Annotated in this window: 23 protein-coding genes and 1 pseudogene; 11 read left to right on the forward strand and 13 right to left on the reverse strand. The window is 72.6% G+C overall.

Annotation, left to right across the window (positions count from 1 at the left end; all coding sequences use genetic code 11):
- Positions 1 to 626 precede the first annotated feature (626 nt).
- Entirely contained in the window at positions 627 to 1,652 is a 1,026-nt protein-coding gene (gene trpS / locus ACZ4WH_RS33360; RefSeq protein ID WP_468187884.1) for a tryptophan--tRNA ligase, read from the forward strand.
- A gap of 91 nt (positions 1,653 to 1,743) precedes the next feature.
- Here trpS and proC read toward each other — a convergent pair whose 3' ends face one another.
- From proC to ACZ4WH_RS33390, 6 genes are all read right to left on the reverse strand, one after another.
- Positions 1,744 to 2,556: a pyrroline-5-carboxylate reductase gene (proC, locus tag ACZ4WH_RS33365; protein WP_468187886.1), complete on the reverse strand. Its 813-nt coding sequence runs from the start codon at positions 2,554 to 2,556 to the stop codon at positions 1,744 to 1,746.
- A gap of 78 nt (positions 2,557 to 2,634) precedes the next feature.
- Complete coding sequence (locus tag ACZ4WH_RS33370; protein WP_468187888.1) at positions 2,635 to 3,441, reverse strand: ABC transporter permease; 807 nt, start codon at positions 3,439 to 3,441, stop codon at positions 2,635 to 2,637.
- Positions 3,438 to 4,280 carry an ABC transporter ATP-binding protein gene (locus ACZ4WH_RS33375; RefSeq protein ID WP_468187890.1) on the reverse strand — a complete coding sequence of 281 codons (843 nt, stop codon included), beginning with the start codon at positions 4,278 to 4,280 and terminating at the stop codon, positions 3,438 to 3,440. Before ACZ4WH_RS33375 ends, ACZ4WH_RS33370 begins: the two co-directional genes overlap by 4 nt.
- 97 nt (positions 4,281 to 4,377) lie before the next feature.
- Positions 4,378 to 5,175, reverse strand: coding sequence for a class I SAM-dependent methyltransferase (locus ACZ4WH_RS33380; RefSeq protein ID WP_468187892.1), 798 nt, complete (start codon positions 5,173 to 5,175; stop codon positions 4,378 to 4,380).
- 90 nt (positions 5,176 to 5,265) lie between these two features.
- Positions 5,266 to 5,811 (reverse strand): EamA/RhaT family transporter, encoded by a 546-nt coding sequence (locus ACZ4WH_RS33385; RefSeq protein ID WP_468187894.1) that lies wholly within the window; start codon positions 5,809 to 5,811, stop codon positions 5,266 to 5,268.
- A gap of 642 nt (positions 5,812 to 6,453) precedes the next feature.
- Positions 6,454 to 6,789, reverse strand: coding sequence for an SH3 domain-containing protein (locus ACZ4WH_RS33390; RefSeq protein WP_468187896.1), 336 nt, complete (start codon positions 6,787 to 6,789; stop codon positions 6,454 to 6,456).
- Between the two features lie 154 nt (positions 6,790 to 6,943).
- Here ACZ4WH_RS33390 and ACZ4WH_RS33395 point away from each other — a divergent pair, with 154 nt between their 5' ends.
- Positions 6,944 to 9,109, forward strand: coding sequence for a serine/threonine-protein kinase (locus tag ACZ4WH_RS33395; RefSeq protein ID WP_468187898.1), 2,166 nt, complete (start codon positions 6,944 to 6,946; stop codon positions 9,107 to 9,109).
- 128 nt (positions 9,110 to 9,237) lie between these two features.
- Here the strand turns inward: ACZ4WH_RS33395 and ilvD are convergent, their stop codons facing one another.
- From ilvD to ACZ4WH_RS33415, 4 genes are all read right to left on the reverse strand, one after another.
- A complete protein-coding gene (ilvD, locus tag ACZ4WH_RS33400) occupies positions 9,238 to 11,091 on the reverse strand; it encodes a dihydroxy-acid dehydratase (protein ID WP_468187900.1) in 1,854 nt (617 codons plus the stop codon).
- A 95-nt stretch (positions 11,092 to 11,186) separates the two neighbouring features.
- Positions 11,187 to 11,819 carry a TetR/AcrR family transcriptional regulator gene (locus ACZ4WH_RS33405; protein WP_468187901.1) on the reverse strand — a complete coding sequence of 211 codons (633 nt, stop codon included), beginning with the start codon at positions 11,817 to 11,819 and terminating at the stop codon, positions 11,187 to 11,189.
- On the reverse strand, positions 11,816 to 12,640 hold the full coding sequence (locus tag ACZ4WH_RS33410; RefSeq protein ID WP_468187903.1) for a sugar phosphate isomerase/epimerase family protein: 825 nt from the start codon (positions 12,638 to 12,640) through the stop codon (positions 11,816 to 11,818). The genes ACZ4WH_RS33405 and ACZ4WH_RS33410 overlap by 4 nt, the downstream gene beginning before the upstream one ends.
- 117 nt (positions 12,641 to 12,757) lie before the next feature.
- Positions 12,758 to 13,690 carry a Ppx/GppA family phosphatase gene (locus ACZ4WH_RS33415; protein ID WP_468187904.1) on the reverse strand — a complete coding sequence of 311 codons (933 nt, stop codon included), beginning with the start codon at positions 13,688 to 13,690 and terminating at the stop codon, positions 12,758 to 12,760.
- A gap of 71 nt (positions 13,691 to 13,761) precedes the next feature.
- Between ACZ4WH_RS33415 and ACZ4WH_RS33420 the strand changes: the two genes are divergently transcribed.
- Complete coding sequence (locus ACZ4WH_RS33420; RefSeq protein WP_468187906.1) at positions 13,762 to 14,595, forward strand: DUF3109 family protein; 834 nt, start codon at positions 13,762 to 13,764, stop codon at positions 14,593 to 14,595.
- A gap of 61 nt (positions 14,596 to 14,656) precedes the next feature.
- Here the strand turns inward: ACZ4WH_RS33420 and ACZ4WH_RS33425 are convergent, their stop codons facing one another.
- Positions 14,657 to 16,069 (reverse strand): BACON domain-containing protein, encoded by a 1,413-nt coding sequence (locus ACZ4WH_RS33425; protein ID WP_468187976.1) that lies wholly within the window; start codon positions 16,067 to 16,069, stop codon positions 14,657 to 14,659.
- Between the two features lie 372 nt (positions 16,070 to 16,441).
- Positions 16,442 to 16,855 (reverse strand): annotated as a pseudogene (locus ACZ4WH_RS33430) (hypothetical protein); the annotation flags it as partial.
- A 221-nt stretch (positions 16,856 to 17,076) separates the two neighbouring features.
- On the opposite strand from ACZ4WH_RS33430, the gene radA reads away from it, so the two are divergent.
- Together radA and disA are read left to right on the forward strand one after the other, a co-directional pair.
- On the forward strand, positions 17,077 to 18,486 hold the full coding sequence (radA, locus tag ACZ4WH_RS33435) for a DNA repair protein RadA (protein ID WP_468187908.1): 1,410 nt from the start codon (positions 17,077 to 17,079) through the stop codon (positions 18,484 to 18,486).
- Between the two features lie 80 nt (positions 18,487 to 18,566).
- Complete coding sequence (gene disA, locus ACZ4WH_RS33440; protein ID WP_361694237.1) at positions 18,567 to 19,691, forward strand: DNA integrity scanning diadenylate cyclase DisA; 1,125 nt, start codon at positions 18,567 to 18,569, stop codon at positions 19,689 to 19,691.
- Positions 19,692 to 19,817: 126 nt separating this feature from the next.
- On the opposite strand, the gene ACZ4WH_RS33445 is transcribed toward disA, so the two are convergent.
- Positions 19,818 to 20,651 (reverse strand): hypothetical protein, encoded by an 834-nt coding sequence (locus ACZ4WH_RS33445; protein ID WP_468187910.1) that lies wholly within the window; start codon positions 20,649 to 20,651, stop codon positions 19,818 to 19,820.
- Positions 20,652 to 20,832: 181 nt separating this feature from the next.
- Here ACZ4WH_RS33445 and ACZ4WH_RS33450 point away from each other — a divergent pair, with 181 nt between their 5' ends.
- The 6 genes from ACZ4WH_RS33450 (at position 20,833) to ACZ4WH_RS33475 (ending at position 25,595) form a co-directional block, all read left to right on the forward strand.
- Entirely contained in the window at positions 20,833 to 21,708 is an 876-nt protein-coding gene (locus tag ACZ4WH_RS33450; protein ID WP_468187912.1) for an HhH-GPD family protein, read from the forward strand.
- 275 nt (positions 21,709 to 21,983) lie between these two features.
- On the forward strand, positions 21,984 to 22,523 hold the full coding sequence (locus tag ACZ4WH_RS33455; RefSeq protein ID WP_356341915.1) for a SigE family RNA polymerase sigma factor: 540 nt from the start codon (positions 21,984 to 21,986) through the stop codon (positions 22,521 to 22,523).
- Positions 22,511 to 23,164 (forward strand): hypothetical protein, encoded by a 654-nt coding sequence (locus ACZ4WH_RS33460; RefSeq protein ID WP_468187914.1) that lies wholly within the window; start codon positions 22,511 to 22,513, stop codon positions 23,162 to 23,164. The genes ACZ4WH_RS33455 and ACZ4WH_RS33460 overlap by 13 nt, the downstream gene beginning before the upstream one ends.
- 59 nt (positions 23,165 to 23,223) lie before the next feature.
- Positions 23,224 to 23,928, forward strand: coding sequence for a two-component system response regulator CseB (cseB, locus tag ACZ4WH_RS33465; RefSeq protein WP_468187915.1), 705 nt, complete (start codon positions 23,224 to 23,226; stop codon positions 23,926 to 23,928).
- 13 nt (positions 23,929 to 23,941) lie between these two features.
- A complete protein-coding gene (cseC, locus tag ACZ4WH_RS33470; protein ID WP_468187917.1) occupies positions 23,942 to 25,294 on the forward strand; it encodes a two-component system sensor histidine kinase CseC in 1,353 nt (450 codons plus the stop codon).
- Between the two features lie 76 nt (positions 25,295 to 25,370).
- Positions 25,371 to 25,595 carry a hypothetical protein gene (locus ACZ4WH_RS33475; RefSeq protein WP_468187919.1) on the forward strand — a complete coding sequence of 75 codons (225 nt, stop codon included), beginning with the start codon at positions 25,371 to 25,373 and terminating at the stop codon, positions 25,593 to 25,595.
- The last annotated feature ends 26 nt before the right edge of the window (positions 25,596 to 25,621 follow it).

The following is a 25,621-nucleotide window of genomic DNA, read 5'->3' on the forward strand; positions in this document are numbered from 1 at the left end:
TCTCGGGCTTTCCTCCGGGCGCTTCCCTTCGGTCTTGCGTTTCCGACTCTATCAGATCTTTTCTCGATCCGATTTCCTCGGTGCTTTCCAGGTTCCCGCTCTCGCGTTTCCCTTTCCGGCGGTTCTGACTCTATCAGATCCTTTCGGCGTCTGATCCCCGGTCAGTGGGGGTTGTCTTCCCGGCCGTTGGGCCGCTCCGACGAGTGAGACTTTAGCGGATTCCTGGCTCCCGAGCTAATCGGGGGCCCGCGTCCTTTCGAACGCGGATTCCTCATTTCGCAAATACGCACGCCAAAGCAGTCGACACCAGAGCGTCGATTGAGTGGGTGGTGCTTGCGGAATGGCTGTCCGGGGACCGACCGGGGTCGGCGCTCACGTCGGACAACTCGGAGAACACTACGTAGCGGCACGGGGTGTGTCAACTCGCTGCCGTGGGACACCCCGGAGGCGTACTGTGGAGTGCGTGATGACGCGTACGTGTACCCAGCTCTGGTGGGCCGCCTGACGGCGGCCGTACTCACGTATGCACTCAACGGCCGCCGCTTCGGCGGCCGTTCTCGTATCTCCCTCCGGGTCTCGGGGGCCGGCCGCAGGGGCGGCGGTCCCGACCAGAAGGTGGAGTGGAGATGACTCGGGTCTTCAGCGGGATTCAGCCGACCGGGCACCTGACCCTGGGCAACTACCTGGGGGCCATGCGGCGCTGGGCAGAGGTGGACCAGCATCGGGCGGACTCGCTGTTCTGTGTGGTGGATCTGCACGCGCTGACCATGGACCACGATCCGGCGCGCGTACGCAGGCTCAGCCGGCAGACGGCGACGCTGTTGCTGGCGGCCGGGCTCGACCCCGAGGTGTGCACGGTGTTCCTGCAAAGCCATGTCGACGAGCACACGCGGCTGTCGTACCTGCTGGAGTGCGTGGCGACCGACGGTGAGATGCGGCGGATGATCCAGTACAAGGAGAAGGCCGCGAAGGAGCGGGAGCGCGGGGGGAGCGTGCGGCTGTCGCTGCTGACGTATCCGGTCCTGATGGCGGCGGACATCCTGGCGTACGGCACGGACGAGGTGCCGGTCGGCGAGGACCAGGCGCAGCACGTGGAGCTGACCCGGGATCTGGCGGTGCGGTTCAACCAGCGGTACGGGCAGGCGTTCGTGGTGCCGAGGGCGACGCTTCCGCAGGTGGCTGCGCGGGTGATGAACCTTCAGGACCCGACGCGGAAGATGGGGAAGTCGGACGACTCGGGGGCGGGGGTCGTCTATCTGCTGGACGAGCCGGACGTGGTGCGCAAGAAGGTGCTGCGGGCCGTGACGGACAGCGGGCGGGACGTCGTCCACGACCGGGCTGAGCGTCCTGGCCTCGCGAATCTGCTGGAAATTCTCGCTGCGTGCACGGGCGGGAACCCTGAGTCACTGGCAGACGTTTACGACTCGTACGGCTCTTTGAAGAAGGACACCGCGGAGGCGGTGGTGGAGGTGCTGCGGCCGGTGCAGGCCAGGCACCGGGAGCTGTGCGCTGATCCGGCGTATGTGGAGGGGGTGCTGCGCGATGGTGCGGAGAAGGCGCGGGCGTTGGCTCGGCCGACGGTCGATACGGCCTACAGGGCGATCGGGCTGCTGCCGCCCGTGGCGGAGCCTTCGCTGAGCACCGCCCGTTAGCCGGGCGACGGTCTGCGGGGGGGCGGTCTGCCTGGAAGCGCTCCGGGCGGCGGGCGGGCCACCGCCCGGGGGCCGGCGTGGGGCGGTCGGGTCAGTCCTTCTTGCCGGTGGCGAGTTCGCGGCTGCGGTCGCGGGCGGCTTCCAGGGCGGCGATGAGGGCGGCTCGTACGCCGTGGTTCTCCAGCTCGCGGATGGCGTTGATGGTGGTGCCGGCCGGGGAGGTGACGTTCTCCCGGAGCTTGACGGGGTGTTCGCCGCTGTCGCGGAGCATCACGGCGGCGCCGATCGCGGACTGGACGATGAGGTCGTGGGCCTTGTCGCGCGGGAGACCGAGCAGGATGCCGGCGTCGGTCATGGCTTCGACCAGGTAGAAGAAGTACGCCGGGCCGGAGCCGGAGAGCGCGGTGCAGGCGTCCTGCTGGCTCTCGGGGACGCGAAGGGTCTTGCCGACGCCACCGAAGATCTCCTCGGCGTGCGCGAGGTGCTGTTCGGTGGCGTGGCTGCCGGCGGAGATGACCGACATGGCCTCGTCGACGAGGGCGGGGGTGTTGGTCATGACTCGGACGACAGGGGTGCCCGCGGCCAGGCGCTCCTCGAAGAAGGAGGTGGGGATACCGGCGGCTCCGCTGATGACCAGGCGGTCGGCGGGGACGTACGGGGCGAGTTCGTCCAGGAGGGTGCCCATGTCCTGCGGCTTGACCGTGAGGATCAGGATGTCGGCGGTCTTGGCGGCCTCGGTGTTGGTGACCGGGCTTACTCCGTAGCGGGTGCGGAGTTCTTCGGCGCGTTCGGGGCGGCGGGCGGTGACCAGGAGGTCGTCGGGGGCCCAGCCGGCCCGGATCATTCCGCTGAGCAGGGCTTCGCCGATCTTGCCGGTGCCGAGGACTGCGACTTTCTGGCTCATGCGGTTCAGTCTGGCACCGGGGTGCGGTGTGCGGGTGGGTTGTCCGGTGGGCGGAATGTCGCCCGGCGGGGTGCGCGGTCACGCCGTACGCCGTCGTAGCGTCGCCGCGCCCAGGCCCAGCACGAGCAGCGCGCAGCCGGCCACGATCAGGACGTCGCGGACGAAGGTCGCCGTCATGTCGGTGTGGTGGAGGACCTGGTTCATGCCGTCGACGGCGTACGACATCGGCAGGACGTCGGAGACGGCCTCCAGGGCGGGGTGCATGTCGGAGCGGGGGGTGAACAGGCCGCAGAGGAGGAGCTGGGGAAAGATCACCGCGGGCATGAACTGGACCGCCTGGAATTCCGAGGCCGCGAAGGCCGAGACGAAGAGACCGAGGGCCGTGCCGAGCAGGGCGTCGAGGAGGGCGACGAGGAGGAGCAGCCAGGGGGAGCCGGTGACGTCGAGGCCGAGGAGCCAGACCGCGAGTCCGGTGGCGAGGGCGGACTGGACGATGGCGAGGGCGCCGAAGGCGAGGGCGTAGCCGGCGATGAGGTCGGCCTTGCCGAGGGGCATGGCGAGGAGGCGTTCGAGGGTGCCGGAGGTGCGTTCGCGCAGGGTGGCGATGGAGGTGACCAGGAACATCGTGATCAGCGGGAAGATGCCGAGCAGCGAGGCGCCGATGTTGTCGAAGGTGCGTGGGCTGGCGTCGAAGACGTAGCGCAGCAGGATCAGCATCAGGCAGGGGATGAGGATCAGCAGCGCGATGGTGCGCGGGTCGTGGCGGAGCTGGCGCAGGACCCGGGCCGCGGTGGCGGTGGTGCGGGAGGCGTTGAGGGCGCTGGGGCCTGTGGCGGGGGCAGCCGGGGTCGTCGTACTCACCGTGCTCAGGGGGCTGGGGCTCATCGGGTGCTCTCTTTCGTGCGGCCCGTGGCGGCCTCGTCGACCAGGCGCAGGAAGGCGGCCTCGACGGTGTCGGTGCCGGTGCGGGTGCGCAGGGCGTCCGGGGTGTCTCCCCCGGCTTCCGGCCGGGAGGTGCCCCCGGCGAGGATCTCGCCCTCGCGCATGAGGAGGAGGCGGTGGCAGCGCTCGGCCTCGTCCATGACGTGGGAGGAGACGAGGAGGGTGGTGCCGCGGGCGGCGGCGAGGTCGTGGAAGAGGTTCCACAGGTCGCGGCGGAGGACGGGGTCGAGGCCGACGGTCGGTTCGTCGAGGACGAGGAGTTCGGGGGTGCCGAGGAGGGCGACGGCGAGGGAGACGCGGCCCCGTTGGCCGCCGGAGAGGTTGCCGGCGAGGACGTCGGCGTGGCTGGTGAGGTCGACGTCGGCGATGGCCTGGGTGACGTGCTGGTGGCGGCGGTCGGCGGCGGCGCGGCCGGGGTCGAGGATCGCGGCGAAGTAGTCGAGGTTCTGACGGACGGTGAGGTCGTCGTAGACGGAGGGGGCTTGGGTGACGTAGCCGATGCGGCTGCGCAGGGTGGGGTGGCCGGCCGGGTGGCCGAGGACATCCAGGGTGCCGGTGACCTTGGCCTGGGTGCCGACGATCGAGCGCATGAGGGTGGACTTGCCGCAGCCGGAGGGGCCGAGCAGGCCGGTGATCTGGCCACGAGGGACGGTGAAGCTGAGGTGGCGCAGGACCGTGCGGGGGCCGCGGGTGACGGTGAGGTCGTCGGCGTGGACGGCGGCGTGGACGGCGGGGGTCGGGGAGGCGGAGAGGGACGGAGGGTCCGGCTCGTAATTCACCATGTGATGAATAATTGGGCTGGAGGGGTTGGGACGTCAAGTGCGAGGGAGCAGGAGAGGTGAGAGCCGGTGAAAGGGGTGAGAGGAGTGGGGCGTTGGGTCAGGGTTTGCGGGAGACGAGGAGGAGGACGTCGTAGGTCTCCTCGACCGTGCCGTCCGGGAAGACCTTCAGGAGGTGGGTGCGCTCCTCGTCGAGGAAGGCGGTCCTGCGCTCCTCGGGGCTGACGAGGAAGGCCGAGTGGCTGCCGAGGTTGGCGAGGTGGGTGTCGACCGGGACGCGGCGGCTCCAGCGGACCGTGCGGCGGGCGAAGTCCAGACGCCCGCTGGGGTCGGCCAGCTCGACGCGCTCACTGGCCTTGCGCGTCTCGGCGGCGACGTCGAGGCCCAGGAAACGGCCGACGCGGCGGGCGGCGTCGGCGATCCACTCCACGTCCAGCGCCTCGGTGTTCCACCACAGCGCCAGCGCACCGCCCGGACGCAGCACGCGCAGCGCCTCCGGCACCGAGTGGGCCGGGTCGGTCCAGTGCCAGGCCTGGGCGTAGGTGATGAGGTCGGCGTGGGCGTCGGCGACGGGGAGGGCGTTGCCGTTGCCCCGGACGAGCGGGATGTGCGGGTGCGCGCGGCGGAACTCGGCGGCCATGCCCGCGCCGGGTTCGACGGCGAGGACGTCGGCGCCGCGAGCGTGCAGGAGGGCGGTGGCGATGCCGGTTCCGGCGCCGACGTCCACCGTCCTGGCTCCGGGAAGGGGGCGGCCGGCCAGTTCCTCGACGGCGTCGAAGAGGGCGGGCGGGTAGGAGGGGCGGTTCGCGGCGTACTGGGCGGCGGCGGAGTTGAAGGACGCGGCTCGGGCGGTGTGGGAGGCGTGGGGGTCGGCGGGCGACGGCTGAGTGACGGTCATGGCGTCCTGTCTACGGCATCGGCAGGCGCCTGCCGTATCCCTTTTTCGTGCCGCCGTCGTCGCGCCGCCGTTGTCGTTCCGCCGGTCGTTCTACCGGCGGCGCTTCTTCCTCGACGGGTTGCCGGTGCGGCGGGTCGAGCGGCGTGCGTGGGCCTCGCGGGCCTGCTCGTACTCCTCCCGGTGCAGCTTCTCGCCCGGTGCCTCGGTGAGGGAGCGGAAGAAGTAGGCGAGGAGGGAGCCGACGAAGCCGACGGCGAGCAGGCCGCGCAGGGAGGCCTGACGCTGCGGGTCGTGGCGCTTGCCGAAGCCCTCCCAGGTGTTGCGGAAGGCGAGCGCGCTACAGATCGCGAACATGGCGACCATCAGCACGGTCACGAAGGAGCCGGTGTCGGCGATCTGGATGCCCTCGTAGGCGAGGCGCAGCACCAGACAGGAGACGACGGCGGTGGCGAGGGAGCCGACGGCGACGCCGGCGCGGCGGGCCGCGTAGCCGTTGTCGTGGTTCACCCAGGAGGTGCCGAAGAAGCGCAGGGACTCGGGGCGGGGGCCGCCGTCCTGGGGCGGCACGCCATCGCCCTGGGCCGCGCGGCCGTCGGAGCCCGCCGAGGTGTCCGGGGTGCCGGTTTCGTCGCTCACGGGACGATTATCGCCCCAGGGGTGGATGGGTTTCCGGGCGGGGCGGGGTGTGGGTGGGGCGTGCGCGGGGCGGGGGGCGTGGTGGGACGGCCGCTCCCGGGCCGGCCCGGTCCCCGCTGGGTGGCGGGTTCCGCGTCGGTCGGTGCCCCGCCGAGGCAAGACCCCGGCGGGGTGTCCGGTTGCCGACGCGGGCGGCTGCCGACGTCAGCCGGGATCGGTTGCCACCGCAGACCGCTGCCGACGTCGGCGGGGATCGGCGCGCCCCCAGCCCGGTCCCAGCCGGGCCCGTATGGACCGCCCCGGCCGTGCCCGTGTGGACCGTGGCCGGCCGTGCCCGTGTGACGCAGCTGGCCGTGCCCGTGTGGACCGCGGCCCGCCGTGCCCGTATGGCCTGCGGCCGGCCGCGCCTGTGTGGACCGCCGCCGGCGGCGCCCGTGTGACGCAGCCTGCGGTGGTCACGTGACGCAACCGGCCGTGCCCGTATGAACCGCAGCCGGCCCTGCCCGTATGGCCCGCAGCCAGCCATGCCCGTATAGACCGCAGCCGGCGCTGGCCGTGCCCGGAGCAGGTGCCGGTCGGTGTCAGCCGGGAGCGGTGCCCGGCCCGGCCCGCCCCGGCCGTGCCGCGTGCGTGCGGGCTGGGTCAGCCGCAGCGTGGGGCGATGTAGCCGTCGGTGCCTGTGTGGACGTAGGCGTCCGAGACGTACTCGCCGCTGTCGATGAGGTCCCAGATGTTCGTCGTGCCGTAGGTGCCCGACACCGTCGTGCCGGGCGTCTGGCAGTAGATCGGCACCCGGACGCCCTCCGGCAGAACGCGGACCAGGTTGTACTGGGTGCCCGGGCCACTGCGGACGTTCAACCGGACGCCGGGCGCGACGGCGTAGGTGCGGACGGCTGCCGCCGCCTCCGTCACCACGCTCTCGGCACCGCCGGCTCCGCTCTCGATGGCCTCGGCCTCTTGTGCGCGGTCGACTGACATGAAAATGGTCCTCCCCCGTCGTTTCCTTGAAACTCGGCGCGAAACGCATGTGCGCGACTCGCACCCAGACGCTAGCAAGCCGCCTCGGTCTCGTACGAGTCATCGACTAGGCTCCGTGCGTCGCGCGCGCGGACGAAGAGCACGGGGGTGGTCCATGGCGCCACAGCGCAACACCGGAGCGGGCGCGGAAGCGGAACTTCCCGAGTACGCCGGGCACTACCGGCTGGAGTCCTGCCTGGGCTCCGGCGGCATGGGGGTCGTACACCTCGCCCGGAGCACGTCCGGGATGCGGCTCGCCGTGAAGGTCGTACACGCCGAGTTCGCGCGGGATCCCGAGTTCAGGGGCCGTTTCCGGCAGGAGGTGGCCGCCGCGCGCAGGGTCAGCGGGGCCTTCACGGCGTCCGTCGTGGACGCCGATCCGGAGGCCGAACGCCCCTGGATGGCCACCCTGTTCATCCCCGGGCCGACCCTCTCCGACCACGTGAAGCGGAAGGGTCCCATGGCCGCGGAGCAGCTGCGCCGGCTGATGGCCGGGCTCGCCGAGGCGCTGCGGGACATCCACCGGGTCGGGGTGGTGCACCGGGATCTCAAACCCAGCAACGTGCTGCTGGCCGAGGACGGGCCGAAAGTCATCGACTTCGGCATCTCCCGGCCCAAGGACAGCGAACTGCGCACCGAGACCGGCAAGTTGATCGGCACGCCGCCGTTCATGGCGCCCGAGCAGTTCCGGCGGCCCCGTGAAGTCGGCCCGGCCGCCGACATCTTCGCGCTCGGCTCGGTCATGGTGCACGCGGCAACCGGGCGCGGCCCGTTCGACTCCGACAGCCCGTACGTCGTCGCCTACCAGGTGGTCCATGACGAGCCCGACCTGACCGGCGTACCGGAGGGGCTCGCGCCGCTGGTGCGGCGGTGTCTCGCCAAGGAGCCCGCGGACCGGCCCACGCCGGACGAGCTGATGCGGGAACTGCGCTCGGTGGCGGCCTCGTACGACACCCAGGCGTTCATACCCGCGCAGCGGACGGGCGTGGAGCAGCCGACGAGCGAGGACGGGGCTCCGGCAGACGTCGAGGCGGAGGCAGGGGGTGCTCCTGCGGGAGCCGGTCGTTCCGAGGGCGCCGGTCGGCGTACGGTCCGGCGCCTGTGGCGTCGGCGGGTGGTGGCGTTGGCGGCCGGAGGTCTTGGGCTGACGCTGCTCGGTGCGCTCGTCTCGGTGTGGGCCTCCGGCGGAAACGATCAGGCAGCCAAGGGGGACAGCGCGCCGACCCTGACGGCGGCTTCCGGCAGTACGTGGACGGCCCGGCCGGCGGTCGGCGGCGAGGGCATGCCGCACTGCGCGTACGAGGGCGGGAAGGTGTTCTGCGCGCGGCCGGGTGTGGTCTTCGCACTCTCCGCGAGCGACGGCGGGCTGCTGTGGCGGCGCTCGGTCGACACCCGCTCCACGAGCGGGCCTCCGGCCCTCTCCGGCGGGCTGGTGCAGCCGTACACGGACGGCGGCTCACGGCTCGCGGGGCTGGACCCGGCCACGGGCAGGCAGGTGTGGCAGCGGCGGCTGCCGGCCGGGACGACCGTGCGGTACGCCGGTGACACGGCCCTGCTCACGAGCGCCGACGGCACGGTCACCGGCGTGCACGGCGCGACCGGCGCCACCCGCTGGCGGAGCGCGGTCCCCGGCCAGGGCGTGCCGGCGTTCGACGCGTTCCCCGGTGCCTCGACGGCGTATGCGACGCGTACGTCCGCCGACGGGACGAGCACCCGGGTGACCGCCGTGGACCCGGGCACGGGCCGGGTGCGGTGGGACGTACGGCTCCACGGCTGGCTCAAACCGTTCGCGGCGCAGGACGGTTCGGTGTTCTTCCTGGCCGTGGACAGCGCGTACGGCGCCGAGGAGATCGTCCGCTACACGCCCGGGACGGGTGCGACCCGGCGCGTCGCGCTGCCCGCCGTCCTCGACGGCGCGCACGCGACCGTGCGCGGGAATGTCGTGTACGTGCTGGCCACCGGCGGCTCCCTGGACGCCGTGGACCTGGCGTCAGGGGCGTCGGGCAAGCACCTGTGGCATCTGGAGACGTCGGTGAGCCGCGGTTCGGCGCCCGTCGTCCGGGGCGGGCAGGTGTACCTCACCGCGAGCGACGGCCGGCTGCTCGCCGTCGACGCCGGGAACGGCAGGCTCGTCGGGCAGACGCCGGCGCGGCTGGGCGCGAACTCGGCGGAGGTCATGAGCACCCCGCCCGCGCCGGTGCCGGTCGGCGCCCGCGTCCTCGCCGCCGCACCCGACGGCACGGTGTTCGCCGTGGACGGCGGGAAACCGTCGGCCTGGTGACCCTGGACGCGATGAAGGGCCTGGTGACCCGGAGACGGTGAACAGCCCGATCACGCGGATAGGTCCAACGGCCCACTGATACGGCGAAGGGGCCGCCCCCGACCGGGAGCGGCCCCTTCTGCCGGGGATCAGCCCAGCAGGGAGACGTCGCGCACCGCGCCCTTGTCCGCGCTCGTCGCCATCGCCGCGTAGGCGCGGAGGGCGGCGGAGACCTTGCGGTCGCGGTTCTTCGGGGCGTGGACGCCGTTCAGGGCCTGCTCGCGGCGGGCCAGCTCGGCCTCGTCGACCAACAGCTCGATCGTGCGGTTCGGGATGTCGATGCGGATGCGGTCGCCGTCCTGGACCAGGGCGATCGTGCCGCCGGAGGCCGCCTCGGGCGAGGCGTGGCCGATGGAGAGGCCCGAGGTGCCGCCGGAGAAGCGGCCGTCGGTGATCAGGGCGCAGGTCTTGCCGAGGCCGCGGCCCTTCAGGTACGAGGTCGGGTACAGCATCTCCTGCATGCCGGGGCCGCCCTTGGGCCCCTCGTAGCGGATGACGACGACGTCGCCGTCCTTGACCTCCTGGGTCAGGATGCGCTGGACGGCCTCCTCCTGGGACTCGCAGACGACCGCCGGGCCCTCGAAGGTCCAGATCGACTCGTCCACGCCGGCCGTCTTCACCACGCAGCCGTCGACGGCGAGGTTGCCGCGCAGGACCGCGAGGCCGCCGTCCTTGGAGTACGCGTGCTCGACGGAGCGGATGCAGCCGTTCTCGGCGTCGTCGTCCAGGGCCTCCCAGCGCTCGGACTGGGAGAAGGCCTCGGAGGAGCGGACGCAGCCGGGCGCCGCGTGCCACAGCTCGACCGCCTCGGGGGACGGGGAGCCGCCGCGGACGTCCCAGGTCTTCAGCCAGTCGGACAGGGACGGGCTGTGGACGGCGTGGACGTCCTCGTTGAGCAGGCCGGCGCGGTGCAGCTCGCCGAGGAGGGCGGGGATGCCGCCGGCGCGGTGCACGTCCTCCATGTAGTACGTGCGGTTCTTGGCGACGTTGGGGGCCACCTTGGCCAGGCAGGGCACGCGGCGCGAGACGGCGTCGATCTGGTCCAGCCCGAAGGGGACGCCCGCCTCCTGGGCGGCTGCCAGCAGGTGGAGGATCGTGTTGGTGGAGCCGCCCATCGCGATGTCCAGGGCCATGGCGTTCTCGAAGGCCTGGATGGTGGCGATGTTGAGCGGCAGGACCGACTCGTCGTCCTGCTCGTAGTAGCGGCGGGTGAGGTCCATGACCGTGCGGGCCGCGTCGACGTAGAGCTGCTTGCGCGCGGTGTGGGTGGCGAGGACCGAGCCGTTGCCGGGCAGGGAGAGGCCGATGGCCTCGGTCAGGCAGTTCATCGAGTTGGCGGTGAACATGCCGGAACAGCTGCCGCAGGTCGGGCAGGCGTTCTCCTCGATACGGAGGATGTCCTCGTCGGAGATCTTGTCGTTGACGGCGTCGGAGATCGCGTCGACCAGGTCGAGCGTGCGGACCGTGCCGTCCACGAGGGTGGCGCGGCCGGACTCCATGGGGCCGCCGGAGACGAAGACCGTCGGGATGTTCAGGCGCAGAGCCGCCATCAGCATGCCCGGGGTGATCTTGTCGCAGTTGGAGATGCAGACCAGGGCGTCGGCGCAGTGGGCCTCGACCATGTACTCGACCGAGTCGGCGATCAGGTCGCGGGAGGGCAGGGAGTACAGCATGCCGCCGTGGCCCATGGCGATGCCGTCGTCCACGGCGATCGTGTTGAACTCGCGCGGGATGCCGCCCGCCTCCGTGATCGCCTCGCTGACGATCCGGCCGACCGGCTGGAGGTGGGTGTGGCCCGGCACGAACTCGGTGAAGGAGTTCGCGACGGCGATGATCGGCTTCCGGCCGATGTCCGCACCGGGTACACCGGAGGCGCGCATAAGGGCGCGGGCGCCCGCCATGTTGCGGCCGTGGGTGACTGTGCGGGACCTCAGCTCGGGCATCGTCGCTCGCTCCTTCAGACGGATGTGGCTGTTGTCGAGCGTACGCCGGTCATCCAGCTGGCGGGACAAGGTGTCCGAATTACGGGACGCGCGTTTCACGGACTCGTCAGGTGGTGCTGTACGACCGGTGCCACCCGGGCGATGATCTGCTCCAGGTCCGCCGAGGCCAGCGGCTCCAGCTTGATCACGTAGCGCATCATCGCCGTACCCACGATCTGCGCGGCGGCCAGCTCGGCGCGCAGCTCCGCGTCCGGCAGGTCCACCTGGGCGGCGATGCGACGCAGCAGCTGGGAGGCGACGAGACGGCGGAAGACGGCGGCGGCGGTCTCGTTGTTCACGGCGGACCGGAGGATGGCGAGGAGGGGCGTGCGGGTCGTGGGGTTCTCCCAGACGCCGAAGATGAAGCGGGTCAGCCGCTCGCCCACGCCGTCCAGCGGGCCGTCGGCCACCGCGTTCGGCGCGTTCAGGGCGGGGGCGAAGGCGACCTCGATGGCCGCCGCGAAGACCTGCTCCTTGGTGCCGAAGTAGTGGTGGACGAGCGCGGAGTCCACGCCGGCGGCCTTGGCGATGCCGCGTACGGACGTCTTCTCGTACCCGCGCGCGGAGAACTCCTCGCGGGCGGCGGCGAGGATACGGTCCCGGGTGCCGGCGGACTCGGTGCGCGGAGGCCGGCCCCGGCGCCGGGCGGGCTCGGGGGCGGTGTCGTTCGCCGGCGGGGTGGCGGTCATCGGCGGGTCACCCGTACGGCCGCCGCGGCCAGGTGCTTGCGCGTGAACTCCAGGGCCTCGGCGAGGTCGGCCTCGCGCTCGGCGCCGGACATCGCCCGCCGGGTGTTGACCTCGATCACGACATGGCCGTCGAAGCCGGTGTGCACCAGGCGCTCCAGCAGTTCGGCGCAGGGCTGGGTGCCCCGGCCGGGGACCAGGTGCTCGTCCTTGGCGGAGCCCCGGCCGTCGGCGAGGTGGACGTGCCCGAGCCGGTCCCCCATGCGGTCGATCATGCCCAGGGCGTCGGTGCGGGCCGTCGCCGTGTGGCTGAGGTCGATCGTGAAGTGCCGGTAGTCGTCGTTGGTGACGTCCCAGTCGGGGGCGTAGGCGAGCATCTCGCGGTCGCGGTAGCGCCAGGGGTACATGTTCTCGACGGCGAACCGTACGTCCGTCTCGTTCGCCATGCGCCAGATCCCGTCGACGAACTCCCGGGCGTACTGCCGCTGCCAGCGGAACGGCGGGTGGACGACGACGGTGGACGCGTCCAGCTTCTCCGCCGCCGCCCGGGCTCGCTGGAGCTTGACCCAGGGGTCGGTGGACCAGACCCGCTGGGTGATCAGCAGGCAGGGGGCATGGACGGCCAGGATCGGGACGCCGTGGTAGTCCGACAGGCGGCGCAGCGCCTCGATGTCCTGGCTGACCGGGTCGGTCCACACCATGACCTCGACGCCGTCGTAACCGAGGCGCGCGGCGATCTCGAAGGCCGTCGCCGTCGACTCCGGGTAGACGGAGGCGGTCGACAGTGCGATACGCACGTCTGTTGGTTCAGCCACGTCCGTCACCTTACGGCGTTGGGTGGTGCCTGCGTTGGGTGCCTATTCGCCGTTGTGAGGTTTGCCATTTGCGCGGGTGCGGGTGCGTCGTGGTTGTTCGCGCAGTCCCCGCGCCCCTTCGGGGCGCTAATCCGAGCCCATGTGGTCGAGGCGCCGGAGGATCACGCCCTCCCTCAGGGCCCAGGGGCAGATTTCCAGGCTCTCCACGCCGAAGAGGTCCATCGCGCCCTCGGCGACCAGGGCGCCCGCGAGGAGCTGGCCGGCCCTGCCGTCCGAGACGCCGGGAAGCTCGGCCCGCTGGTCGATCGTCATGCCGGCCAGCCTCGGGACCCAGGCCTCCAGGGACTCGCGCTTGAGTTCGCGCTGGACATAGAGGCCCTCGGCGCTGCGAGCGGCGCCGGCGATGCGGGCGAGCTGTTTGAAGGTCTTGGAGGTGCCGACCACGTGGTCGGGGGCGCCGAAGCGGCTGAATTCACCGACCGTGCGGGCGATCTCCGTGCGAACGTGGCGGCGCAGCGCGCGGACGTCCTCCGGGGCGGGCGGGTCGCCGGGCAGCCAGCCGGCGGTGAGACGGCCGGCGCCGAGCGGGAGGGAGACGGCCGTGTCCGGTTCCTCGTCCATGCCGAAGGCGATCTCCAGGGAGCCGCCGCCGATGTCCAGGACCAGCAGCTTTCCGGCGGACCAGCCGAACCAGCGGCGTACGGCGAGGAAGGTGAGCCGGGCCTCCTCGGCGCCGGTGAGGACCTGGAGTCGTACGCCGGTCTCGTCGGCCACGCGCGCGAGGACCTCGTCGGCGTTGGTGGCCTCGCGGACGGCGGAGGTCGCGAACGGCAGCAGGTCCTCGACGCCCTTGTCCTCGGCGGCCTGGAGCGCGTCCCGTACGACGGCGATCAGCTGGTCGATGCCCTCGTCGCCGATGGCACCGCTGTCGTCGAGGAGCTGGGCGAGCCGGAGTTCGGCCTTGTGCGAATGCGCGGGCAGCGGGCGCGCGCCGGGGTGGGCGTCCACCACCAGCAGATGCACCGTGTTCGAACCCACGTCCAGGACACCGAGTCTCATGTACGGAACGCTACTGCCAGAACGTCCGTGCTCGGTCCCCGATGCGGGGCCGGGCCACTTACCCTGGACGCGTGCCAAAGACGAAAAAGGCGAAGGTCGACAAGGCGGGCAAAGGACGTAAGGCCGCCAAAACTTCCATGGAGGCGAAGATGGGCGACGAGAAGGGGCTCGACTTCGCCCGCGCCTGGGTGGAGTTTCCTGATCCGGCGGACGACGAGCAGGTCTTCCGCTGCGACCTGACATGGCTGACCTCTCGCTGGAACTGCATCTTCGGCAGTGGCTGCCAGGGCATTCAGGCGGGCCGTGCGGACGACGGGTGCTGCACGCTGGGGGCGCACTTCTCCGACGAGGACGACGAGAAGCGGGTCGCCGAGCACGTGGCGCGGCTCACGCCGGAGATCTGGCAGCACCATGACGAGGGCACGCGGGGCGGGTGGGTCTCCGAGGACGAGGAGGGTTCCCGGCAGACGCGGCCGTTCCAGGGGTCGTGCATCTTCCAGAACCGGCCCGGGTTCGCGGGCGGGGCCGGCTGCTCGCTGCACATCCTGGCGCTGAAGGAGGGGCGGGAGCCGCTGGAGACCAAGCCTGACGTGTGCTGGCAGCTGCCGATCCGGCGGACCTACGACTGGATCGACCGGCCGGACGACACGCGGGTGCTCCAGGTGTCCATCGGGGAGTACGACCGCCGGGGCTGGGGACCGGGCGGGCATGACCTGCACTGGTGGTGCACCTCGGCGACGTCGGCGCACGGCGCGGGCGAGCCGGTGTACGTGTCCTACCGGGCCGAGCTGACGGAGCTGATGGGCAAGGCGGGCTACGACCGCCTGGTCGAGCTGTGCGAAGCGCGGCTGGCGTCGCAGTTGCCCCTGCTGGCGCCCCACCCGGCCGACCCGGCGACCCCGTAACGACCTTCCCCCTGCGCCGCCCCTTCCCCCCGACTCGCTCGGCGGGAAGGACCCGCCCCGCCTAGCTGTCCGTCGGGGCCGAAGTCTCGGTGTCGGTGTCGGTGGGGCTGGGAGTCGGGGTCGATGAGTCGGAGGGTGGCGGGGTCGTCGGGGTCGGCGTCGGGTCCGCCGGCGGTGGGGACTGCGTGGCGGGGGGCTCGGTGGGCGGTGTGCTCGGCGGCGGCGACGGGGGTGTCGGTGAGGCGTGAGTCGGGGTCGGGCGGCTCGGTGCCGTGCCGTAGCCGTCGATCGAGACCACCGCGCCCGCCGGTGCCACCGCCACCTGCGCGTGCCAGTGGCCGGACGGCTCGCGCAGATGGTCGACGTACACCTTGATCGTCAACGTCTGGCCCGGCTCCAGGGTTCCCGAGGACTGGCTGAAGTAGAGCCAGGCGGCCGACGTGGACACCGACCAGCGGACCTCGGCCGCGCCGGACGCCGTGAGGGTGATCAGGGTCGTGTCCCCGTCGTTGGCGGCGCTGACGTCCAGCTGTCCCGCGCCCTTCCCGCCCATGCCGTCGACGCTGACGACCTCCACCGAGACGTCCGCCTTGCCGTTCCTGCCCATGCGGAGGCCCGGCTTCACGCTGGCGTTCCCCGCGTTCTCGTAGCCGCCGGACGTGTCGCCGCCGAGCGCTTCGGGACCCTGCGCCTCCCGCGCGGTCGCCGAGCGCCCGTCGTCCTCCCCGGCCGGGCCGCCCCGATAGGCGGCCCAGAGGGCGAGGACGGGCGCGGCGACCACCGTGGCGACGACCGTCGTCGTGACCGCCCGCGCGCGGATGCGGTCGCGGCGGGCCGCGCGGTCCTTGGGGTCCATCGGGAAGCCGCGCCGGTCGAAGCGGGGTACGGCCGTGCCCCGCGTGCGCGGGTGGCGTGCCAGGGCCGTGCCGAGGGCCGCGCGCGGGGCCTCCAGGACCGGCAGTTCGGCGGGGGTGACCGTGGCGCCGGGCCAGCGGCCGGGGGCGGCGCGCTCGGCGGCGCGGCGGCAGCGCGGACAGTCGTCGACGTGCCGGACCAGCTCGCGGCGCAGGGCCGTGCTGAGGACCAGCCGGTTGTCGCCGGTGAGGTGGGCCACGCTCGGGCAGCCGCCCGTCTCGACCACGGCGAGGGCCGCGCGCGTGCGCTCGACCTCACAGGCGGCGGAGGCGAGCAGCTCCCGCGCGGCGGCGGGCTCCATGCCGAGGACGGCGGCGACCTCGTGGGTGGCCAGGTGGTGACGGACGGCGAGTTCCAGGGCCTCGCGCTGCTCGGGCGTGGTGCCGGCGGCCTCCGGCCAGGCCAGCAGCGCGAGTTCCCGACGCCGCTGCTCCTGGATCTCCGGGCGGAGGGCGGCTGATGCGGGGGCCTCTTTGCCGGTGGGCCCGGGGGTCCGGGAAGCCCCGGCGGCTGCGGGGGGCCACCGAGTCCCTGCGGGGGGCCCGGCGGACCCGGACACGGCGGGCCCGCCGGGCCCGGCGGGCCCGGATACGGCGGACCCCGCAGGCCCGGCGGACCCCACAGGCCCGGCGGACCCCGCAAGCCCGGCGGACCCCGAAGGCCTGGCGGACCCCGAAGGCCTGGCGGACCCGGTGATCCCTTGGACCCAGGAAGTCCCGTCTGTCCCGACAGCCCCGCCAGCGGCAGCCCCGGGCGCCCATGAAGTCCCGGCGGCCCCGGTCCCGGTCCCGGCAGCCCAGGCAGTCCCGGCTACCCCGGCGCCACCCCCGCCCGCGCTCCCGGCACTCCCGGCATTCCCTTTCCCCGCACCGCCGGACTTCCTCCCGCCGCCCCCGTCCGACCCTTTTCCGGCGCCCCCCGCCCCGCCGCGCCCGGCCCCACCGCGCCCCGCCGCATGCGTGGCCTGACGTTTCTGCTTGGCCTCGGCCAGCTTGCGGAGGCAGGCCCAGCGGGCCAGTGCGTACAGCCAGGCCCTGCGGTCACCGGGGGCCTCGGGGGCGCGGTGGCCCCGTCGTTCGGCCAGGGCGATGACGTCGCCGAGGGCGGCGACGGCCGTGTCGTGGTCGCACAGGACGGACAGGCAGTAGGTGAACAGGCCGTCCAGGTACGGCTCGTAACGCGCCGGCGTGCGCTGGGCGACGGTGCGCGCGGCGGCGCGGTCGCGCGCCTCCTTCGCCTCACGGTTCTCGCGCGCTTCGCGTCGTGCGTCACGGGCCTCACGTGCCCCGCGATGCGCCCGGTGCGCGCCTGTCGTGCGGGTGGTCGTCTCCGGACTGCTGCTCATCACCCGTGCGACCGTAGGCGGCGGCGGAGTGCCCGTTCTGGAACCTTGAGCACTTTTAATCCGTACGGGTGAAACGATCCCTCATAAGGGGACAGGAACCCTTTATTCCGCGTCTGGATCCCGGTGGGTGATGGCCGAGAACGGTTCACCCACACGTGCTCTCCGCGCCTTCGCACCCGTCCGCCGGTCCCGTTGTCAGTGCTCCCGGCTACGGTTTCCGCATGGCTGCCCGTACCAAGACCACCAAGGACCGCCCGTCCTACCGCTGCACCGAGTGCGGCTGGCAGACGGCCAAGTGGCTCGGCCGCTGCCCGGAGTGTCAGGCCTGGGGCACGGTCGAGGAGTACGGCGCGCCCGCGGTCCGGACCACGACACCGGGCCGGGTGACCACCTCCGCGCTGCCCATCGGCCAGGTCGACGGCCGGCAGGCCACCGCCCGCTCGACCGGCGTGCCGGAGCTGGACCGGGTGCTCGGCGGCGGTCTCGTTCCGGGCGCGGTCGTCCTGCTCGCGGGCGAGCCCGGCGTCGGCAAGTCCACCCTGCTGCTGGACGTGGCCGCCAAGGCGGCCGACCCCGAGCACCGCACTCTCTATGTGACCGGCGAGGAGTCGGCGAGCCAGGTCCGGCTGCGCGCCGACCGCATCGGCGCACTCCACGACGACCTCTATCTGGCCGCCGAGACCGACCTGTCCGCCGTCCTGGGCCACCTGGACGAGGTCAAGCCGTCCCTGCTGATCCTCGACTCGGTGCAGACGGTGGCCTCCCCGGAGATCGAGGGCGCGCCCGGCGGCATGGCCCAGGTCCGCGAGGTGGCGGGCGCGCTGATCCGGGCGTCCAAGGAGCGGGGCATGTCCACGCTGCTCGTGGGCCACGTCACGAAGGACGGCGCCATCGCCGGCCCCCGCCTGCTGGAGCACCTGGTGGACGTCGTCCTGCACTTCGAGGGCGACCGGCACGCGCGCCTGCGTCTGGTGCGGGGCGTGAAGAACCGCTACGGGGCGACGGACGAGGTCGGCTGCTTCGAGCTGCACGACGAGGGCATCGTGGGTCTCGCCGACCCCAGCGGCCTGTTCCTGACCCGCCGGGCCGAGCCGGTCCCGGGCACCTGCCTGACCGTCACCCTGGAAGGCCGCCGCCCGCTGGTGGCCGAGGTGCAGGCGCTGACCGTCGACTCCCAGATCCCCTCCCCGCGGCGTACGACGTCCGGCCTGGAGACCTCGCGTGTGTCGATGATGCTGGCCGTCCTGGAGCAGCGCGGCCGGATCAGCGCGCTCGGCAAGCGGGACATCTACTCGGCGACGGTCGGCGGCGTGAAGCTGTCGGAGCCGGCCGCCGACCTCGCCATCGCGCTCGCCCTCGCCTCCGCCGCCAGCGACACCCCGCTGCCGAAGAACCTGGTCGCGATCGGCGAGGTGGGGCTCGCGGGCGAGGTCAGACGGGTCACGGGCGTGCAGCGCAGGCTCGCCGAGGCGCACCGGCTGGGCTTCACGCACGCGCTGGTCCCGTCCGATCCGGGGAAGGTGCCGGACGGCATGAAGGTCCTGGAAGTCGCCGACATGGGGGACGCGCTCCGGGTTCTGCCACGCTCCCGTCGCCGAGAGGCCCCACGGGAGGCGGAGGAGCGCCGGTAGACTTTGCGCAGGTCTCGCCCGTCCGTACGAACCGAGTGCGGGTGCGGGAGCGCGTCAGAACCTGCGACCGGAGGAGTGCAGTGGCAGCCAACGACCGGGCAGCAGCTCCCGGAAAGTCCGGTGGGAGTGCCGGTTCCGATCGTCTGATGCGCGCCTCGCTGAGCGCCGTGGCACCCGGTACGGCCTTGCGTGACGGCCTGGAGCGCGTCCTGCGCGGCAACACCGGCGGGCTCATCGTCCTCGGCTCCGACAAGACGGTCGAGGCGATGTGCACGGGCGGTTTCGTGCTGGACGTCGAGTTCACCGCGACCCGGCTGCGGGAGCTGTGCAAGCTGGACGGCGGCATCGTGCTGTCGTCGGACCTGTCGAAGATCCTGCGCGCGGGCGTCCAGCTGGTCCCGGACCCGACGATCCCCACGGAGGAGACGGGCACGCGGCACCGCACGGCGGACCGCGTGAGCAAGCAGGTCGGCTTCCCGGTGGTCTCGGTCTCCCAGTCGATGCGGCTGATCGCTCTCTACGTCGACGGTCAGCGCCGCGTCCTGGAGGACTCGGCGGCGATCCTGTCCCGCGCGAACCAGGCGCTGGCGACCCTGGAGCGGTACAAGCTCCGGCTGGACGAGGTCGCGGGCACGCTGTCGGCGCTGGAGATCGAGGACCTGGTGACGGTCCGGGACGTGTCCGCCGTGGCGCAGCGGCTGGAGATGGTCCGCCGTATCGCCACCGAAATCGCCGAGTACGTGGTGGAGCTGGGCACGGACGGCCGTCTTCTCGCCCTCCAGCTGGAGGAGTTGATCGCCGGGGTCGAACCCGACCGCGAGCTGGTCGTCCGGGACTATGTGCCCGAGCCGACGGCCAAGCGGTCCCGCACGGTCGAGGAGGCGCTGGCCGAGCTGGACGCACTGACCCACGCGGAGCTTCTCGAACTCGGCACGGTGGCGCGCGCGCTGGGCTACACGGGGTCTCCCGAGACGCTCGACTCGGCGGTGTCCCCGCGCGGGTTCCGGCTGCTGGCCAAGGTGCCGCGGCTGCCGGGTGCCATCATCGACCGGCTGGTGGAGCATTTCGGGGGCCTCCAGAAGCTGCTCGCCGCGAGCGTCGACGACCTACAGACCGTGGACGGGGTCGGCGAGGCCCGCGCGCGGAGCGTACGGGAGGGGCTGTCGCGCTTGGCGGAGTCGTCGATCCTGGAGCGATACGTCTGAGGTCCGGCCGGGCGCCTGAGAAACTCGGTGCCGGGCGCGGTAAGGCGGCTGCGGGTGCGTCGTGGTTTCTCGCGCAGTTCCCCGCGCCCCTCAGGGGGCTACAGCCGCACCGGCGCCGCCCCCTCCTCAGTCAGCCGACAGCACGAACGACGCCTGGGCCTTCCCGAACCCCGGGGTCTTGGCCTCCAGCAGGTACGTGCCCGGTTTCGCCGAACCGCCGGACGGCGTCTCGCAGTGGGCCGCGCTCGGTTTGCGGTCCCACTTCACGGTGTACGTGATGCTCTGGCCGGCGGGCACCCGGAACACCAGGCTGCCCGCGCCCTTGGGGCAGTCGGCCGAGGACCAGAACGTGTCGTCGCCGTCCGCCGGTGTGACCGTCAACACCGCGTTCTTGGGACCGAGATCGACCTTGCAGTCGGCCGACGAGCTGTTCTTCGCGGTGAGTTCGAAGGTCGGCGTCTGATCCGGCGAGTAGGAGTTGTGCACGCTGCGCAGGCTCAACGCCACCGCACCGGTTGTGCAGTTGGGCAGCGTGGAGGACGCCGGGAGCGTGTCGCCCGTACCGACGCCGCCGCCACCGGACGCCGTACCGGAACCCGAACCCGAGCCGTCGCCTGCGCCCGAGGAGCCGCCGGCCGAGCCGCCGTCCCCGCCGGAGGCGGAACCGGAGCCGGACGCGGAACCGGAGTCACTGCCGCCGGTGTCGCCGCCGCCCGACTCGTCGCGTCCGCCGGGATGTTGGCTGATGGCGGAACCGGACGGGCTCGGTCCAGGCGTGATGGTGTGTGTGGGATTCTTGCCGTTGGAGCCGTCGGCGTTCTTCTTGCCGCCCCCGCCGCCTGCGGTGACGATCCACGTGATCACCACCGCCAACAGGGCGACCACGGACAGCAGTACGGCCCTCCGACGCCAGTAGATGGTGGAGGGAAGCGGCCCGACCGGATTGCGCAGAGATCCCACGGCGCAAACTGTACGAGAGATCGCCGCGCTCGCTCGCGCCACCCGCCGCGCCGGCGCCAACTTTTCCGGATCATCATCCCGGCAACTGCCGCGGGCGGCGCGGTTCTTCGCGTTCCGCCACGCTGAGTGACCGCGCCGTCGCCCATCAGGTCCGCCAACCCGTGGCAGGATCGGAAGAGCCATGACTGAGATGCTGCACGCCCCTGTGATCGCCTGGTTCGACGCCCACGCCCGTGACCTCCCCTGGCGCCGCCCGGAGGCGGGCCCGTGGGGCGTGATGGTCAGCGAGTTCATGCTCCAGCAGACCCCGGTGAACCGGGTGCTGCCCGTCTACGAGGAGTGGCTGGCCCGCTGGCCGCGCCCGGCCGACCTGGCGAAGGAGGCGCCCGGCGAGGCGGTGCGCGCCTGGGGCCGGCTCGGCTATCCACGCCGCGCCCTGCGCCTGCACGGCGCCGCGGTCGCCATAACGGAGCGGCACGGCGGGGACGTACCGACGGATCACGCGCAGCTGCTCGCGCTGCCCGGCATCGGTGAGTACACGGCCGCCGCGGTGGCCTCGTTCGCGTACGGGCAGCGGCACGCGGTGCTGGACACCAATGTGCGCCGGGTGCTCGCGCGGGCGGTGACGGGGGTGCAGTACCCGCCGAACGCGACCACGGCCGCCGAGCGGCGCCTGGCGCGGGAGCTGCTGCCGAAGGACGAGCGGACCGCCGCGCGGTGGGCCGCCGCCTCCATGGAGCTGGGCGCGCTGGTGTGCACGGCGAAGAACGAGGGGTGTCCGCGGTGCCCGATCGCCGCGCAGTGCGCCTGGCGGCTCGCGGGCAAGCCGGAGCACGCGGGCCCGCCGCGCCGCGGGCAGACGTACGCCGGTACGGACCGGCAGGTGCGCGGCAAGCTGCTGGCCGTGCTGCGGGAGGCGCACGCGCCGGTGCCGCAGGCGGTGCTGGACCGGGTGTGGCACGAGCCGGTGCAGCGGGCGCGGGCGCTCGACGGGCTGGTCGCGGACGGCTTGGTGGAGCCGCTTCCGGGTGGTCTCTATCGGCTGCCGCTCGGCTGACGCACAGCCAGGTCACAGCCGTTCGGTGTCCGTTACGAAGCCTCCGGCCGGGCAAATCACCCTATAGCGCAGCGAATCGCCCGCGCGCTTTACCCCGTTCCCCCGTCCGTTACACAACCGACGGATAGCCGATTGCCAGCCGCAGGCTGGTCCGCACAGCCTCGTGACAACCACTCCGTAGCTTCTTCTCCGTGCCCGGCCGACCACCGGGCGCGGGGAGAGCGGGACTTCGGGCAAGAGCCGGAAGCACAACGGGGAATCGGAGGCGGTTGATCATGGCGCAGGGCGAGGTGCTCGAATTCGAGGAGTACGTCCGCAGCCGGCAGGACGCGCTGCTGCGCAGCGCGCGTCGGCTGGTCCCGGACCCGGTCGACGCCCAGGACCTGCTCCAGACGGCGCTGGTGCGGACGTACGGCCGCTGGGAGGGCATCGCCGACAAGCGGCTCGCCGACGCCTATCTGCGCCGGGTCATGATCAACACGCGGACCGAGTGGTGGCGGGCGCGCAAGCTGGAAGAGGTGCCGACCGAGCAGCTGCCGGACGCCCGTGTGGAGGACTCCACCGAGCAGCACGCCGACCGGGCTCTGCTGATGGACGTCATGAAGGTGCTCGCACCGAAGCAGCGCAGTGTCGTGGTGCTGCGACACTGGGAGCAGATGTCCACTGAGGAGACGGCCGCTGCCCTCGGCATGTCGGCCGGTACGGTCAAGAGCACGCTGCACCGGGCGCTCGCCCGGCTCCGTGAGGAGCTGGAGGCCCGCGATCTGGACGCACGCGCTCTCGAGCGTGAGGAGCGGGAGCGTTGCGCGGCCTGACCGGGGCCGGGCCCGACCGGGCCCGAGGCAGTACACAGGCGGTGATCGCGGTGGGGGCCGCGCTCGCCGCCCTCGCCCTTTTCGTCGCCTCGTGCGGCAGCGGGGGCACGGGCGCGCGGGACGAGGGCCCGGCACACGCCTCGGCGGTGGCCGGGGCCGTCGCCTCCCCCTCCCCCAGCCCGTCCGAGAGCTACCGGCGGGTGGACCCCGTCGCGCTGATCAAGAGCGATCCCGAGGTGTCGCCGGCGGTCAAGCGAGAGCTGAAACCGTGCAACGGCGATGAGTACCCGGTCGACGTCTCCTACGGCAATCTGACCGGGGCCCCGGTGGACGATGTCGTCATCAACGTGCTGACCTGTGCCGACGCGGTCGGCATCGGTTCGTATGTGTACCGGGACGACAGCGGCTCGTTCAGGAGCGTCTTCAAGAGCGAGGAGTCCCCGGTCTACGCGGAGATCGACCAGGGCGTCCTCTCGGTGACCAGGCAGTACTACGAGAAGGGCGACCCGATCTCCAGCCCGTCCGGTGAGATCGTGACCCCGTACACCTGGAAGGCGGGACGGTTCGCCCAGGGCAAGCCCACGCGCAACGAGTACAGCAAGTCCGCCGGCGGGGGCCCGACACCCGTGCCGGACAGCTGACCGCCCCGCCCCGCACACCTGACCGCCACACCTACCCCACGAGGACTGAGAGCACCCGGATGGCAGACCAGACCCACGTCCTGTTCGTGGAGGACGACGACGTCATCCGCGAGGCCACCCAGCTCGCCCTGGAGCGGGACGGCTTCGCGGTCACCGCGATGCCCGACGGCCTGTCAGGCCTGGAGGCGTTCCGGGCGAACCGCCCCGACATCGCGCTGCTGGACGTCATGGTGCCGGGCCTGGACGGCGTCAGCCTGTGCCGCCGGATCCGGGACGAGTCGACCGTGCCGGTGATCATGCTGTCGGCGCGGGCCGACTCCATCGACGTCGTCCTCGGCCTGGAGGCGGGCGCCGACGACTATGTGACCAAGCCCTTCGACGGTGCCGTGCTGGTCGCCCGGATCCGCGCGGTGCTGCGCCGCTTCGGGCACGCCGGCGGGGCCGCGCAGGCGGAGGAGGCCGGGTCGACCGTCGGCGGCGGCACGCTCGCCTTCGGGGACCTGGAGATCGACACCGACGGCATGGAGGTGCGCCGGGCCGGGCAGCCGGTGGCGCTGACGCCGACCGAGATGCGGCTGCTGCTGGAGTTCTCCGCCGCGCCGGGTACCGTGCTCTCCCGCGACAAGCTGCTGGAGCGGGTGTGGGACTACGGCTGGGGCGGCGACACCCGGGTCGTGGACGTGCATGTGCAGCGGCTGCGGCAGAAGATCGGCCAGGACCGGATCGAGACGGTCCGCGGCTTCGGCTACAAGCTGAAGGCCTGAGCGGAGCGGCGGTATGCGGGGGATTCTGCGGCATCCGGTCCGGCGCATGGAGCGCGCGGGCCTGCGCACCGGGCTCAGATGGAAGGTCAGCGCGGCCATCGCGCTGGTGGCCGGCCTGGTGGCGATCGTACTGAGCCTGGTCGTGCACAACGCGGCCCGCGTCTCGATGCTGGACAACGCGCGCGAGCTGGCCAACGACCGGGTCCTGATGGCGCAGCGCAACTACGAGCTGAACCGGGGGCCCGTCTTCCCCTACGTCAAGGTCGACGACCCGGAACTGCCTGCCGCGCTGCGCGAGAAGGTGGAGCGGGGCCGGCGGGCGAGCGATGTCTCCGAGCACGCCGGGGTGGCGGACATCTGGGCGGCCGTACCCGTGAAGGACGGGCATGTGCTGTCCCTGCACAGCCATCTCCCGGACCGCAGCACCGACATGTTGCAGGACCTGGACCAGGCCCTGGTCATCGGCTCGGTCGCGGTCGTGCTCGGCGGCAGCGCGCTGGGGGTGCTGATCGGCGGGCAGCTGTCCCGCCGGCTGCGCAAGGCGGCGGCCGCCGCGAACCAGGCCGCGGCCGGCGAGACCGACGTCCGGGTGCAGGAGGCCATCGGCGGGGTCGTACGGGACGAGACCGACGAACTCGCGCGCGCGGTGGACGCCATGGCGGACGCCCTGCGGCAGCGCCTGGAGGCCGAGCGGCGGGTCACCGCCGACATCGCGCACGAGCTGCGCACCCCGGTGACGGGCCTGCTGACGGCCGCCGAGCTGCTGCCGCCCGGCCGGCCCACGGAGCTGGTCCTGGACCGGGCCAAGGCGATGCGCACCCTGGTCGAGGACGTCCTGGAGGTGGCCCGGCTGGACGGGGCCTCGGAGCGGGCGGAGTTGCAGGACATCATGCTCGGCGAGTTCGTCGCGCGCCGGGTGGCGGCCAAGGATCCGGACATCACCGTGCGGGTGGTGCACGAGTCGGAGGTCACCACCGACCCGCGGCGGCTGGAGCGGGTGCTGTTCAACCTGCTCGCCAACGCCGCCCGGCACGGCAGGCCGCCGATCGAGGTCACCGTGGAGGGGCGGGTCATCCGGGTCCGCGACCACGGCCCCGGCTTCCCGGAGGAGCTGCTCGCCGAGGGCCCGAGCCGGTTCCGCACCGGCAGCAAGGACCGCGCCGGGCAGGGCCACGGCCTGGGTCTGACCATCGCGGCCGGTCAGGCGCGGGTGCTGGGCGCCCGGCTGACGTTCCGCAACGTACGGCCCGCCGGGGCGCCCGCCGGCGTTCCCGCCGAGGGTGCGGTGGCCGTCCTGTGGCTGCCGGAGCACGCCCCGACCAACACGGGCAGCTACCCGGTGCTGCCCGTGTCCGGCGGCGCCTAGTCCCGTAGCCCGGAAAACGGTTCGCAGCCTCGGCGGAGTCCTGCCACAGTGGCGCACCCTGGCGGACTCCGAGCGTGTGACGGCCGCCGATGTGCAGCTCAGGCAGGGTCTGGCGCAGCGTGTCACCGCCACCCGCCCGGACCTGGTGAACAGCGAGGCGACGCTCAGCTGCCGGCCGGGCGGTCGACGACCCGGCCTCGGCGCTCCGGGCCATCCCCAGGCGCGCGGGCTGTTCCACGGTGTCGGTTTCCGGGAGCTCTCGCGGGACGCGCCGCTCATCAGGGCGGAGACCGCGCGCTGAGGACCGGCCGTCCGGCACCCCTGCCG

The organism is Streptomyces sp. NPDC029138, from assembly GCF_055564375.1.

Bases quoted from the DNA above. Each gene is read 5' to 3' on its own strand.
- trpS (WP_468187884.1), top strand. From the start codon at position 627: ATGACTCGGGTCTTCAGCGGGATTCAGCCGACCGGGCACCTGACCCTG.
- proC (WP_468187886.1), bottom strand. From the start codon at position 2,556: ATGAGCCAGAAAGTCGCAGTCCTCGGCACCGGCAAGATCGGCGAAGCC.
- ACZ4WH_RS33370 (WP_468187888.1), bottom strand. From the start codon at position 3,441: ATGAGCCCCAGCCCCCTGAGCACGGTGAGTACGACGACCCCGGCTGCC.
- ACZ4WH_RS33375 (WP_468187890.1), bottom strand. From the start codon at position 4,280: ATGGTGAATTACGAGCCGGACCCTCCGTCCCTCTCCGCCTCCCCGACC.
- ACZ4WH_RS33380 (WP_468187892.1), bottom strand. From the start codon at position 5,175: ATGACCGTCACTCAGCCGTCGCCCGCCGACCCCCACGCCTCCCACACC.
- ACZ4WH_RS33390 (WP_468187896.1), bottom strand. From the start codon at position 6,789: ATGTCAGTCGACCGCGCACAAGAGGCCGAGGCCATCGAGAGCGGAGCC.
- ACZ4WH_RS33395 (WP_468187898.1), top strand. From the start codon at position 6,944: ATGGCGCCACAGCGCAACACCGGAGCGGGCGCGGAAGCGGAACTTCCC.
- ilvD (WP_468187900.1), bottom strand. From the start codon at position 11,091: ATGCCCGAGCTGAGGTCCCGCACAGTCACCCACGGCCGCAACATGGCG.
- ACZ4WH_RS33405 (WP_468187901.1), bottom strand. From the start codon at position 11,819: ATGACCGCCACCCCGCCGGCGAACGACACCGCCCCCGAGCCCGCCCGG.
- ACZ4WH_RS33415 (WP_468187904.1), bottom strand. From the start codon at position 13,690: ATGAGACTCGGTGTCCTGGACGTGGGTTCGAACACGGTGCATCTGCTG.
- radA (WP_468187908.1), top strand. From the start codon at position 17,077: ATGGCTGCCCGTACCAAGACCACCAAGGACCGCCCGTCCTACCGCTGC.
- ACZ4WH_RS33450 (WP_468187912.1), top strand. From the start codon at position 20,833: ATGACTGAGATGCTGCACGCCCCTGTGATCGCCTGGTTCGACGCCCAC.
- ACZ4WH_RS33455 (WP_356341915.1), top strand. From the start codon at position 21,984: ATGGCGCAGGGCGAGGTGCTCGAATTCGAGGAGTACGTCCGCAGCCGG.
- cseB (WP_468187915.1), top strand. From the start codon at position 23,224: ATGGCAGACCAGACCCACGTCCTGTTCGTGGAGGACGACGACGTCATC.
- cseC (WP_468187917.1), top strand. From the start codon at position 23,942: ATGCGGGGGATTCTGCGGCATCCGGTCCGGCGCATGGAGCGCGCGGGC.